Annotated in this window: 9 protein-coding genes; 1 reads left to right on the forward strand and 8 read right to left on the reverse strand. The window is 34.1% G+C overall.

Annotated features, from left to right (window positions below):
• Positions 1-69: 69 nt before the first annotated feature.
• The 7 genes from Q0800_RS05100 to Q0800_RS05130 form a co-directional block, all read right to left on the reverse strand.
• Positions 70-3,768: a metallophosphoesterase gene (locus tag Q0800_RS05100; RefSeq protein WP_299128124.1), complete on the reverse strand. Its 3,699-nt coding sequence runs from the start codon at positions 3,766-3,768 to the stop codon at positions 70-72.
• 77 nt (positions 3,769-3,845) lie between these two features.
• Positions 3,846-4,784, reverse strand: coding sequence for an L-histidine N(alpha)-methyltransferase (locus Q0800_RS05105; protein WP_299128125.1), 939 nt, complete (start codon positions 4,782-4,784; stop codon positions 3,846-3,848).
• 7 nt (positions 4,785-4,791) lie between these two features.
• Positions 4,792-5,958 (reverse strand): ergothioneine biosynthesis protein EgtB, encoded by a 1,167-nt coding sequence (gene egtB, locus Q0800_RS05110; RefSeq protein WP_366518833.1) that lies wholly within the window; start codon positions 5,956-5,958, stop codon positions 4,792-4,794.
• 2 nt (positions 5,959-5,960) lie between these two features.
• The gene (locus Q0800_RS05115) at positions 5,961-7,187 is read right to left on the reverse strand and encodes a bifunctional alpha/beta hydrolase/OsmC family protein (protein ID WP_299128126.1); all 1,227 of its coding nucleotides are present in this window, start codon (positions 7,185-7,187) and stop codon (positions 5,961-5,963) included.
• A 23-nt stretch (positions 7,188-7,210) separates the two neighbouring features.
• Positions 7,211-7,492 carry a DUF427 domain-containing protein gene (locus tag Q0800_RS05120; RefSeq protein ID WP_299128127.1) on the reverse strand — a complete coding sequence of 94 codons (282 nt, stop codon included), beginning with the start codon at positions 7,490-7,492 and terminating at the stop codon, positions 7,211-7,213.
• A gap of 27 nt (positions 7,493-7,519) precedes the next feature.
• Positions 7,520-8,245, reverse strand: coding sequence for an NAD(P)H-dependent oxidoreductase (locus tag Q0800_RS05125; protein ID WP_299128128.1), 726 nt, complete (start codon positions 8,243-8,245; stop codon positions 7,520-7,522).
• Positions 8,246-8,260: 15 nt separating this feature from the next.
• The gene (locus Q0800_RS05130; RefSeq protein ID WP_299128129.1) at positions 8,261-9,823 is read right to left on the reverse strand and encodes a protein adenylyltransferase SelO; all 1,563 of its coding nucleotides are present in this window, start codon (positions 9,821-9,823) and stop codon (positions 8,261-8,263) included.
• A 190-nt stretch (positions 9,824-10,013) separates the two neighbouring features.
• Here Q0800_RS05130 and Q0800_RS05135 point away from each other — a divergent pair, with 190 nt between their 5' ends.
• On the forward strand, positions 10,014-11,282 hold the full coding sequence (locus tag Q0800_RS05135) for a Pycsar system effector family protein (RefSeq protein WP_299128130.1): 1,269 nt from the start codon (positions 10,014-10,016) through the stop codon (positions 11,280-11,282).
• A gap of 2 nt (positions 11,283-11,284) precedes the next feature.
• Here the strand turns inward: Q0800_RS05135 and Q0800_RS05140 are convergent, their stop codons facing one another.
• Complete coding sequence (locus tag Q0800_RS05140; RefSeq protein WP_299128131.1) at positions 11,285-13,663, reverse strand: GAF domain-containing protein; 2,379 nt, start codon at positions 13,661-13,663, stop codon at positions 11,285-11,287.
• Positions 13,664-13,695: the final 32 nt, after the last annotated feature.

The following is a 13,695-nucleotide window of genomic DNA, read 5'->3' on the forward strand; positions in this document are numbered from 1 at the left end:
TCAAAGTAAGGGGCTTTAATAGTAATATTAGAGCCCTTTAATTATATAAAATTGAAATAAACCTTTAGTTTAAAAATTTAACCCAAACCCAAACGAAACACGTAATCCTTCTGGGCTATTAAAAAAATTGAAAGTTCCCGAAAGTGATTCTGCAGCTGTAACCCAAAACCCAACACCATAATCGTTATGCCACTTATCAGAATCTTCGTTAGACAACCATACTCTACCAACATCAAAACCTGTAAATACTCCTATCTGAATTGGTAAAACATTAGTCTTAAATGAATTAAAACTGTATCTTAAATCTGCACTACCCACTAAGGATCTATCGCCTGTAAAGCGCTCTGTTCTGTAACCTCTTAAACCGTTACGACCACCAATATTCGCAGCCTGATAGAACAAGAAATCATCACCAATTCTAAATTGAGTTCTTAGATCTGTTTTTAAAACTAATTTTCTATTGTGCGACAACGCATTATAAAAACCGAGATCAGCATCTATATAACCATATGTGTTTTCGGTTGTTTCTAATTCTGATTTTCCACCTGCAATAATTTTAAAAGTCATGCCACGTGTTGGGTTGATCTTATTGTCAAAACTTGCATATTTAAACTCTGCCTCTAACCCACCAAAATAACGTCTTTCATAAAACGCCTCGTTAGATTCTGGAATTATATTTGTAATAAATCTATCGTCTGTTGCATCAAGTTCAATACCTTCAAAAATTGCTCTAAACCCGTAATCACTTCCAAAATTTCCTTTCTTCAGTAAACCAGCTTTTACCATATAAATACTGGTCTTAACACGATTATAATCAAAGTCTAAATCATCATCAAAATTCTTAGTTTCGTTTCCGAATCCAAAGAAATTATTGGTAAAATTAGCAGAAGTTAATTGTCCTCCAACGTGCAGATTCCAGTCGTTCATAATATTAGCAAATTCTGCATCATAATTTAAAGCAAATCCTTGGGTTGCAAAAAAGTAAGCACCTTTTACACGGTGTTGATTAGAAAAAGGATTACGTTGAAAACCGTTTTTTGTTTTTACATAAGATAAGCCTAGAGATATACCATCGTCTGGATTAAAACCTATAGCCGGAGTAATTAAACTATTCTTTACTATATTCTTTTTAAAATCGTAAAGATTAAGTTTATACACATCTGTAAATCTTGTAAACCCTCCATTTTTTTCTTCGATTGTATTTGGTTTACTCTCGTGGTCATAAACCTTTATGCGTCTTCCGGATTTTAAAATATAAGTATCATGCTCCTGTCCACCTATTAATCTTGTAAATATGAGGTTGTCACCCTTTCCGGTAACTTCAAAAATATCTTTATCGTCTAATCCATAAATCCAAATTTCTTTGGTTATATCCCTGTGAAATACTCTATCTACTAAGACATCGGCTTTTTCACCATCCTTAATTCTGGAAATAACAACTCTAGTCTCCTTGTTTCCTTGTCTTATAACTTCGATGTAATCATCTTTATCAGTGCCCTTTAGTATAACTAATTCATTAAGGTACTCAAAATACCGATTGGCAATATCTTGAAGATTAGCACGCCTTCCTTTCAACTTTGTTTTAATCTCCTTTAGAGTTGCATCTTGTACCTCTTTTGGCACTTTTAAAAAGGCGTTGTCTATAACCTCATCTGTTATATTTTCTTGTAAAAATTTGGCATGTTTCAGCCAAGTTTCTCTATTGGCTTGTTGAATTAATGCGCGGTCCAATTTTACGCCAGCACTATTCATCCATTCGATATCCTCTAATTTTTCATCATAAACCTGAAGCTGTTTTGTGGCTCCAGAAATAATACGCATTACATCTAACAAGGCTCCATCGAAATTTGAAAACACTTGGTCTCTGTCTCTAGGAATCGGTCGGTAATAGTTATCACCATTATCTTGGTTAAACTGGGCCCAGCGCCATTGGTCTTGGTGCCGGTCCCAATCGCCAATGAGCATATCGAACAAACGTGCTCTTACAAAGGCATTTTCATCAATTTTATATTTTTCATCTTCTCGTACTTTTTTAATAATATCGTGTGTACTCTCAATATCATCTGCATAACCAAAATTGCGTTCGTCACTGTAATTTTCTTCTGGCCGCTCTTCTATCATATACAATTCGTCACCATAGTCCTCGTTATAATTCCCTAAATACTTATGTTTAGGGATATAATAGAGCTTTGGATTGGTATGATAAATCTCCGCAGCATCAGACAAATCTGGCACTACCTCAAAGGCGTAGGGATGCGCTGCAGTGTAAAAATCCAATATGAGACCTTCTACTTTGGTACGTTCAAATTCTTCTTGAATATAAGTGTCTTTAAAAAGTACAGTTTGCAGGTATTGCGTGGCGCTCTTTTTAAGGGCTCGCATATTTAACTCCTTACCATCTTTTGTTCTTAATCGCATAGATCTTGTCTGGTGTCCACCTCCCTTACGAACGATTTCTAAACCTCCGTATAAGGTATCTAAAGTTGCTACCTTTGCCTTAATTTTAGTACTATAGACATCTCTGTAGTGGTCTCCCCAAATGGATTCAAAAAATCCTGTTCTATCTGTCTCTTCCTTAGAATAGATTGAAACCTCAACCTCCTGTGGAAATAAATCTGGTAAGTGTGACACATCGTATGTGCTTCTTGGCTCGAATATTTTTTTAGTGAATCGTTTTTTAGGTGTTCCGTTTTCAGCAGTAAAAATGTTTACCCAAGAACTACCATCTTTATAAATTAATAACTCCGCAAAACCTTGTCCTCCATAACTGAACAGCCCATTATTCCCTAATGCTGCTGCCGATCTTTTAGCACCAGAACCTGATACAATTTGCTTTATTCTCTCATTTTCTACGTACTGCATACCATGCTCGTGGCCAGATGTAAAAACAACATTATCGGCATCAATAGTGAGGGTTTCTATACGTCTCATTAATTCGTTATAACGTTCGTTATAACGGTCTTGAATGGATACGCCACCTTGGGTTCTTATTTGTGCCAAAAGCGATGCCAATCCTGGTAGTGGTATTTTACTTTGTGTAGGATATAAATGCTTATCTAAAGAATAGTAACCGCCATGGATACCATTGGTGTACATAGGATGGTGCATAGCAATAACCGTGGTTTTATTTTGAGCTTTTTTTATTTGGCCCTCTAACTCTTCAAAGAAACGTTCTCTTGTTTTTATCTCACAATCGTCATTAACGGTTGGGTGTTTATTCCAATTTTCGAGATACCATTGCGTGTCTAAAATAATTAGCTTTACGTTATCACCGATATCTATATCTTCTATTGGGCAGCCATTTTCTGGCAAAAAAGTATTTTTTCCAAGTGCAGCTTCAATATATTTTTCTTGGCGCTTTAAACCTTTTAAGCCATTAGAATACCAATCGTGATTACCAGGTATAAATATGGTTTTACCAGTAAAATTTGCTACTGATTTTAGTTGTGCGTTTAGTGCATTCTCTGCCATTTCTCTACCTTTAGCTTCCTTCTTTGGCAGACCAGACGGATAAATGTTATCTCCTAAAAAAATAGCATAATCGTCTGTAGTAATTTTATCTTTTATATGATTTTTAAAAGCTATTAAAGCATTGGACATTCCGTTTAATGGTGATGTCCCGGCATCACCAATGAGATAAAATCGTTGTTCTATAGATTGATTTGGACTTTGCATTTGTGCAGTCTCTTCATTTCTATATTGAGGCTCGTAAGTTGCACAAGCAGATACTATTGCGAATGACAGGAATACTAAAATTAATTTTTTCATAATACATTATAGCTAATTACAAAGCACGTATACTTTGTTATAAATTATTGACTCTATAAAAATAAGTAGTAACAATATCACTTCTTCCATAAGCTATCTGTAAAGAGGTGTTTACAATCGAGAAAATTTGAGACGAGTTTAAATGATGTGCCTACCGCTAAGTTACTAATTTCATCTAGACTATATTTTTTAGAAAGCTCCGTCCAAATTAATTCATTATAATCGAATTCGATTAGTTTATTAATAGCTTTAATATGTACACTTTGCTTTCTAAGGCTAACGATATAGCTCTTTACATCACCAGAAATAGGATCGTAATGGCAGTAAAAATCGTAATCATCAATTTTAAAATCAGCACCCAGCTCTCTATTAATTCTTAATAACAAATTGAGGTTAAAACGCTTGGTAATCCCATGTTTATCATAGTAAGCGTTGTGGATAGTTATAGGGTTCTTTTTAATATCAAATCCTATTAAAAGCTTATCGCCACTTTTCATGCTGGTATTAAATAAACTCAACAACTCTTGTGCTTTTTCTTTTGTATAGTTACCAATATTTCCTCCTAAAAACAATAAAAGACTTGGAACATTACTCTCCTTATTTTCTTTTAAAATCTCAAAGTAATCGCCAACTTTGGGTTCTATTTTAATACTTGGAAGTTTTTCTTTAAGTCTTTGTTCCAAAATTGTTATCGCTTCCTCTGAAATATCAATGGGTATGTAGTTAAATTCAATGTTATTAGTTACTAAATATTGCAGTAATTTAAATGTTTTAAAACCATCTCCGGCACCCAATTCTATAATATTAAAGGGTGTCGTAAACTTTAAGCTTTCAAAAATTTGTTTGGATTGCAGGGAGAGAATTTCAAACTCGGCATCTGTGAGATAATACTCTGGCATCTTCATAATTTCTTGAAAAATACGACTGCCATTATCATCATAAAAATATTTTGAAGACAGGTATTTTTTGTCAGAAGTTAAGCCTTTGAGTACGTCTTTTGCAAAATTGTTCATCATATAAGTCTTATTTTGCCAAACGAATTCCTGAGAATTGCCAACGCATTTCAGGGTGAAAAAAGTTTCTGTAAGTGGATCTGCTGTGGTTTTTGGGTGTTGCCACAGAACTACCACGCATTACCATTGTATTTACCATAAATTTACCGTTATACTCGCCAAGTGCTCCGGCTACTTTTATATAATTAGGGTAGGGCAAATAAGCACTGTGTGTCCACTCCCAGAGTTGGCCAAAGTTAAAATGCTTTGAGGCCACTTCCCACTCAAACTCAGTTGGTAGACGCATGCCTTTCCATTGTGCAAACGCATAGGCTTCATAAAACGTAATATGGTTAACTGGCTCTTCCTCATTGATAGCTCTAAAACCCTGTAAAGTGTACTGCTTCCATTCACCTTTAAACTTATGCCAATATAGAGGTGCTTTTAGTTTATTTGAATTTATAAAATCCCAACCATCTGCATGCCATAAATTAAAATCTGAGTAACCACCAGCCTCTATAAATTCAGCATATTCTTTATTGGTAACTAATCGGTTTGAAATGTCATAGTTATGTAAATACACCTTATGTAGACCTAGTTCATTATCAAAACAAAACGTATCCTCTGCGTGGCCGATTTTATAAACACCTTCTGGGATTTGTATAAAGTCTTGACTGGCTTTTTCTTGTTTTAAAACTACATCTGTTTGTAACGTTGGAAACGAGGGCTGGTGCCCAAAAATATACTTAATATCGTACACCAAAAGTTCTTGGTGTTGCTGCTCGTGTTGTAAACCTATTTCTATAGTTTGATGTATAGTTTTTGTTGGTTCTTGTTCTAAAAACTCAGCCATGTGCATATTTACATACGCTCTATACTCTAAAACTGCATTATACGTAGGCCTTGTCATTAAACCTCTATTGGCTCTCATAACTCTTTCTCCAACACTGTTGTAATAACTATTAAAGTAAAAGGCAAAGTCCTGATTAAATACCTTATAATCTGGTTTATATTCGCTTAAAATAAACTGCTCAAAAAACCAAGTAGTGTGTGCTAAATGCCACTTTGGTGGCGATACAAATGCCACAGGTTGTATAGATGTATCCTCTGGCTTTAAGGATTTACATATCGTTTCGGTACGTTTTCTAACGGTTAAAAAACGTTCTTTTGTTATAGTATGATTGGCTATTGTTTGCACTATTATTGGTGGTCTATTAGTTCTGTTTCAAAAATGACCTCACTAGCTATAGTTCTGTGAACGGGACAGCGAGAGGCAATTTCCTTTAAACGTTCTTTTTGCTTTGCATCTAAATTGCCAATAAATTTTAGTTTTTTATAAATATAATCTAGATATGTTGGCTTTTTAACTTCAATCTGTAAATCGTCGCTGTGCTTTTTAGCGTATGATATGTAAACAAATACCTCTTGCAAATCCCATTGCTTACGTTCTGCATACATTTTTAGTGTCATTACCGTACAAGCCGCCAATGCAGCGTTGAGATATTCGTAAGGTGAGGGTCCAAAATTACTACCTCCAATACTAAGAGGTTCATCTGCAATAAAAGCATGATGCTTCGTTTGTATTGTAGTTGTAAAATTATCTTCAATAATATTTAAATGACCAACCAATTGCTCACCTTCTGTACTAAGCATTTCATTTTCTTCCTTCGGAAAATAACGTCTCGCCCACGTTCCAATAACCTCCCCAACATATTGGCTATCTTTTTCTAAACTTAATAAATGATCTGCATCATCTAAGGTGACAAAGCTTTTTGGATGATGAGAATTTTTATATAACTGCTCTGCATTTTCTATACCTACAATAGTATCGAATGGTGCATGCATAATGAGTAATGGCTTTCTTAAGCCTTTAACTATGGTTGGTAGATCTGTTTTATCAAAATCAGCTACAAACTCTGGATTTATATTAAATGGTCGCCCACCAATATTTACCTCAGTAGTTTCACCTGCTCTTATTTTATCTATATGATGGGAAAATAAGTGTTTTACATGGCTAACCGTTGCTGGTGCACCAATGGTTGCAACGGCTTTAATGGTCTCTATTTTTGAAGCCGCAACCAATACCGCAGCTCCACCTAAAGAATGACCAACCAAAAGACGTGGTGCCTCGTAATGTTCTGCCATGTAGGCTTGTACATCTAATAAATCATCTACGTTTGCAGAAAAATAACTATCCGCAAATTCTCCCTCACTACGTCCTAAACCTGTAAAATCGAATCTAACCACAGCGAAGCCATCATTGGTTAACGCTCTACTTACATTACGCACGGCACTTAAGCTACTACTGCATGTAAAACAATGGGCAAAGACAGCGTAGTAATTTGGTTTTTGATTTGCTGGCAACTCTAAATGTGCATGTAGCGTTATCCCTTTTCTGTTTTGTATTTTTAATTTTGTGCTTTTCATAAATATAATATCTACATGAACGCTTAGGCTTCTATCGTTACGCCTTTCCAGAAGGCTACACGATTTTTAATTCCTTTTGCAAGTTCTGAAACTTCTGGATAGTACCATGCAGCATCTTTGTTCTCTTTGCCATCTACAACAATGGTGTAATAGGATGCTGTTCCTTTCCAAGGACAGACGGTTTTGGTATCGCTTGTATTAAAATAATCTTTTTTAATACTGTCGTGAGGGAAATAATGATTTCCTTCTATAACTACAGTATCATTGCTCTCTGCCACTATTTCATTATTCCATATTGCTTTCATAATTTTAAATTTTAAGATGCGTTAGTATTATCTGTATTCTGGATTTTCAAAAGACCATTTTGTCCCATCATCCCAATCTTCTCTAGAATTTCCGTAATTGCTGTAACCTTTGTTGTCCTTGAGTAATTTTGCCAAATGCAACAGATTGTAGGTCATAAAGGTGGTATTTCTGTTGGTAAATTCAGAGTCGAATCCTACTGCTGGCGCTATCTTTTTATCTTTCCATTCTGTATCACCATAGCTTGGTCCTGGCCCAACCTCACCAATCCATCCGCAATCTGCTTGTGGTGGGATTGAAAACCCTACATGTTGTATGGCATATAAAATTCCCATAGCACAATGTTTTACTCCATCTTCGTTTCCTGTAATCATACAACCACCTACTTTACCATAGTAAATGTATTGGCCTTTGTCGTTTGTTTTGCCACTCATAGCGTACAAACGTTCGATTAATTTTTGAGCTTCGGACGACTTTTCACCAAGCCAAATAGGTGTGCCAATGATTAAAACATCGGCTGCCATTATATCTTCATAAATGTCTGGCCAATCATCCTTTTCCCAGCCATGTTCTGTCATATCTGGATAAACTCCTACAGCCACAGCCTTATCTATAAGTCTAATCGTTTTAAAAGAGACGTTTTCTTTTTTAAGAATATTTTGCGATACTTCCATTAAAGTCGCTGTATGACTTTTTTCTGGTGATTTTTTAAGTGTACAATTAATGTAAAGTACGTTTAGATTTGAAAAATTCATTTTTTTAGTTTTAAATTAAGAACTGCACGACAACATAGAACAGCCTACTTTATGCCTAGCCCATTCTGGGCGTTTTGCAAACCATTTACTATGTTTTGGTTGCTCATTATAAGGCCTTTTAAGTAATTGAAACAGCTCATCGATTAATTTATAACTTCCTTTATTAGCGTCATCTATAGCCAACTGTGCCATATAGTTTCTAAGTACATATTTAGGGTTAACCATATTCATTTGGTCTTGGCGTTCTTGGTCGGTTAAATGTTCTACCTGTAATCTTTTGTCGTAAAAATTAAACCAAACTGTCCACTGTTTTAAAATATGGTCTTTGATAGTTTCGAATTTGTAAAATGCATCTTTAACAATTTCTAGTCCTAATTGTGGATTATCTTGTTTGTAATGAGACAGCAGCCTAAAGAAGATCGTCATATCTACCTCATGTAAAGTTAAACAATTTTCGAGCTGGTTTATTAACTCATAATCATTTTTATTTTGAACGTGTAAACCTAACTTAGAACGCATCATATTTAAAGATTTAACGTCAAAGTCTTCTTTATAGGTGTTTAAAGCCGCTTCAAACGGTTCAGCATCTTCCACTAATGGGTACAAAGCATTGGCCAGTTGTAAGAGATTCCAAAGCCCTATGTTAGGTTGGTTACCATAACGGTAGCGCTTGTTTTGTTTGTCGGTTGTATTTGGAGTCCATCCAAAATCAAATCTCTCTAACCAACCATAAGGGCCATAATCTATAGTTAATCCAAGTATAGACATGTTATCCGTATTCATTACACCATGCACAAAACCTACACGTTGCCAATGTATAATCATCTCTAAAGTTCTTGCTGCAACGTCATTAAAAAATTGGATATAGGTAGCTTGTGAGGGGTTACCTAAATGCGGATAAAAGTATTTAATGGTATAATCTGTTAGTCTTTTTAAATTTTTGAGATCGTTACGTGCTGCAAATAAATCAAAATTACCAAAACGAATAAACGATGGTGCTACCCTACAAACGATGGCGCCTTTTTCATATTCAGCATTTCCGTTATACAACATATCTCGCAAAACCTCATCACCAGATAATATTAAACTTAATGCTCTGGTGGTTGGTACACCCAAATGAAACATAGCCTCACTGCATAAATACTCTCTTATTGAAGATCTTAATACAGCAAAACCATCGCCTTGCCTAGAGTAAGGGGTTTCACCTGCTCCTTTTAATTGCAGTGCCCAACGCTTTCCTTGGTGCGCAACTTCAAAAAGATTAATTGCTCTACCATCTCCAAGTTGCCCAGCCCAATTACCAAACTGGTGGCCAGCATAAGCCATTGCGTAAGGCTTTGTGTTTGGTTGAATTTTTGAGCCCGAAAAAATATCTATAAAGTCTTGCGTTTTTATAGCCTTAGTATCTAATCCAATCGCTTTAATCATTTCTGTTGAAGCATGGATTAATTTTGGGTCGGATGGAACCTTAGGTGTTACATAAGAATGTGTAGCTTTAAAAACCTTTCGTCTATAATTTTCGGTATTGGGATCTGACGGTAACGCGTTATCAAAAGTATTAGATAGATTTAAATTCATTAAATATGCTAAAGGTGATTTTAGTTTTTAAAGTTGAAATTTAGTCCTCGTTAAATCGACTAAACTAAAGATAGAATTAAAAAAGCAAATTTTTATAAAAATACGATTTCGTTTGCACTCAGATGTGCTTAAAACAATTAAGTCTTGTATTTTTTCGTAATTTAGACCTAATTCTAAAACTAAAGAATTTATGACAAAGTCTATTATTGAAGACGCTCAAGACTATGTGTTCAAACTATTAAAAGACAAGTTAGCAACCACCTTTATTTATCATAACTATACCCATACGCAACGTGTTTTAAGAAGTACTCGAGAAATTATTGAAAATTCTGAGCTTAATAATGAAGAGACTACCATATTAGAGTTAGCTGCACTTTTTCATGATGTTGGCTATATTAAAGGTACGGACAAACACGAAGCCGAGAGTGTAAAAATTGCAACAGCCTTTTTAAAAGAACATAATGTTGACAAAGCAACGATTGAAAGCGTCTCTGCCTGTATTATGGCTACTAAATTTGATGCTTCACCCAATAATGAACTCGAAAAAATAATACGCGATGCTGATGCTTCTCATTTTGGTAAAAAATATTTTAGTGAGGCTAGTGAATTTTTAAGAAAAGAGTTAGAACTACAAGGTATTAAGAATTACTCACCTGAGGAATGGCGTACAGAAAACATTAAAGTCTTAACGGAAAAACATAGTTATTACACTGAATATGCATTAAAAACTTGGCAACCCAGAAAAGAAAAAAATCTTGCCAATTTAATGGGCAAAAAGAAAAAACGAAAAAAGAAACTCAATGTAGAAAAGCTTAAGGCCAAGTATAAAGCTGAATACAAAAATATAAGCCCAGAACGAGGTGTACAGACATTTTATAGAGTAGCCTTAAGAAACCATATTAAATTAAGTGATATCGCAGATACTAAAGCTAATATTTTATTATCCGTTAATGCTATTATAATTTCTGTTGTCTTAGCTAATCTTGTATCTAAGTTAGACACCAATCCATATTTAACTTGGCCTACTGTAATTTTCTTGTTTTTTTGCGTGGTGTCTATGATCCTTTCAATAATAGCGACAAGACCTAATGTTACTAGTGGTGAGTTTACTAAAGAGGATGTAAAAAATCAAAAGGTAAACTTAAGTTTCTTTGGAAACTTCCATAAAATGAAACTCGAAGATTTTGAATGGGCTATAAAAGAAATGGTACAGGACAAAGATTACATATATAAGGCGCTCACAAAAGATCTTTATTTCTTAGGTAAGGTATTGGAACGAAAATATAGATTATTACGCATAACGTATACCGTTTTTATGTTTGGCATTATAGTATCTCTAATTTCTTTTGCTATTGCTGTAAAAAATATTCCTGGTGGTGTGGATATAGAAGATGTTTTACCAGATAACAGTTCTTCTTCTTCAATGATTATAGATAGTACGCTTAAAATTTATGTGTAATTCTAAGACTTAATCGTTTCCATTAAATCGTTATAGGTGTAATAATCTTTCGTATTGTTTTCACTATGATAAAGTATACTGGTACGTAGTGCTTTTAGCCCTGTAACACCTTGTAAATCTTCTAATTCTAGAATTTCTAAATCATCATTTAGCATTTGTTTAGATTGTAAGAAACTAATATATCTTATATACTCTTCTTCGTCTTCTTTTTGCGAATAAACAATGGTAAGTTTTCCTTTTGCGGTAATACGTTCTTCCGTGCCTTTAATATAGGCTTTATCTACACGCTTTTTTACAACCTCATAACGTGCATTGTAAGTACCATCTACATCAAATCTTTTTTCGTCCATTCTAAAGCGTATTGATAGCGGTTGGTTAAATACCAAAACCATAGACGCTACATCCAACGCAAGAGGATACTTATGTTGATTATGGTAGTAATGATTTTCCATTTGGCACATCACTTGTAACTGCCATAATCTAAGATTGTATAGGTAAATAATATTAAAACTATTTTTCTTAGTTATAGATTCTCCAATGTACATATTATGCTCAACACCATCTGTCTTAAATCGCTCAAAGAAATGTGGGTACATTTTCTGCGCCTCTTGCTGTTTTTGATCTAATAGCAAAGACATATTTTTATTAATAAGTCTTATAGTATCATCGTAATGTTTTCTGTAATAATAGATTACATCTAAATCGTCGTCGATTTTATTAAAATAATCTTCAATATCGTCTATTAAAGATTTTTGAGTTTGAGCAATTAAGTGTAGTACTGATTTTACCTCGTCTTTTAAAAAAAGGGTAATGGCATGCTCACTATCTACTTTGAAATTTTCATTAAGCCCTGTATTGAATTTTTTAATCTGAAATTTAATCTGCTCATAGATTGGCAAATTCCGTTCTTCTAAACTTTTATCTATTATTTTTTCTGCCAAAGTTAATTGCAACGCCAAATCTTTTTGCGTAGCTTCATTTCGGGCGTTTGACGAGCCTTTAACATCTATTTGACCAAATAATGGATACACCTCATTAAAAGTAATTTTTCTAAAGGTAGTAGACTCATCAGTTTTGTATTGGGTTTTAATGTAATGCCTAGCCTCTTGTTCAAACTTCCAATGCACACTAGAGTGAATAGATGTACACTCTTTTTGGATAATAGCTTCTATTAAATTTTCTTCTTCCTTTTTTGAGCGCTCTACCGCAGATACAATAAAAGGCATTACATCTATTAGCTTATTAGCATTGACGCTATTGAGCACTTTAGCTTCTCTAGAGACAATTTCAATAACACCCATTAAACCCTCGTCGTTAGCTATTGGTGCAAAAATGGCACTTTTAAAACCTTGCTCATGTAAAACATTTATATGTGGTGCTTTTCCTTTAGCTAATTTATACAGTCGGTCTACATCAGAAATAGAAAAGTAAGATTTTTCATTAATTAACCGGTTATAGGACCAATCGCAAAGGGCGTCTGAGCATGGTTTACTTTCTAAATCGTTTAGTAAAAAACTATTCATACCAACACCATAAACACATTCAAACCTACTTTCTTCTTCGTTATATATAGAAAAGCCTATTTCTAGGTTTTTAAGTCCAAATAAGGAACGAAATATATCATAAAACCCTGTCATAAAGCTTTTATTATTTCGTTTATCCTCGCCAATTAATGAAGATTTAATATTTGAAATAGACTGATCGTCCGTAACGTCAAAAATATTTGAGATTACAAAGCCTTTAAACTCATAACTATTTGGTGGAAACTTTTCTTTCCAGAGGTCTAAGTTTTCAAAATTATCTATAAGTTGACTATAATCTTCCTCAGTAATTTTAGGGGCATTTTCTTTTGGTATTATTTCAGTAAAATCTGCATTATATAATATTTTATAATAGCGCATTATGCCATTGGCATCTGGAATTTCATAAAGAAAAGGTCTTTTAAAATTAATATTATAACCGTAACAAAAGTTTAGAATAATAGTACAGGCAATAATATACCGCTGATCTGTTGGCATATTTTTGATCTGAAGCTCAAAATCCTTACCTGCTGTTTCAATTATAGATTTAAAACGTGCAGAGGTGTTAAATATAATATCTTGAAAAGGTACAGACGCTGTTTTAATTTCATTTTTAGTGAGTATAGGACTAAATGTATCTTGTAGTATACCTTCAATCTCTTTTTCGTAGTCATTAAAAACAGAAAGGTCGCTAAAACCCTTACGTAAAATAGGATTTTCTTCTGCTATTTTAAGGACTCGCCTAGCATTAGCAGCAATAAAATCATTATCTGCCTTAATCAACGCTTCGTAATGATTGAGCAGTTTATTAAAGCTTACTTTAATAATAAGAGGTGACTCTATGTTATCATTAATATCCAATGCTTACCGTTCTATTTAATGCAAAGTTACGT

This window comes from uncultured Winogradskyella sp. (assembly GCF_937958655.1).
In the GTDB taxonomy this organism is placed as follows: Bacteria; Bacteroidota; Bacteroidia; order Flavobacteriales; family Flavobacteriaceae; genus Winogradskyella.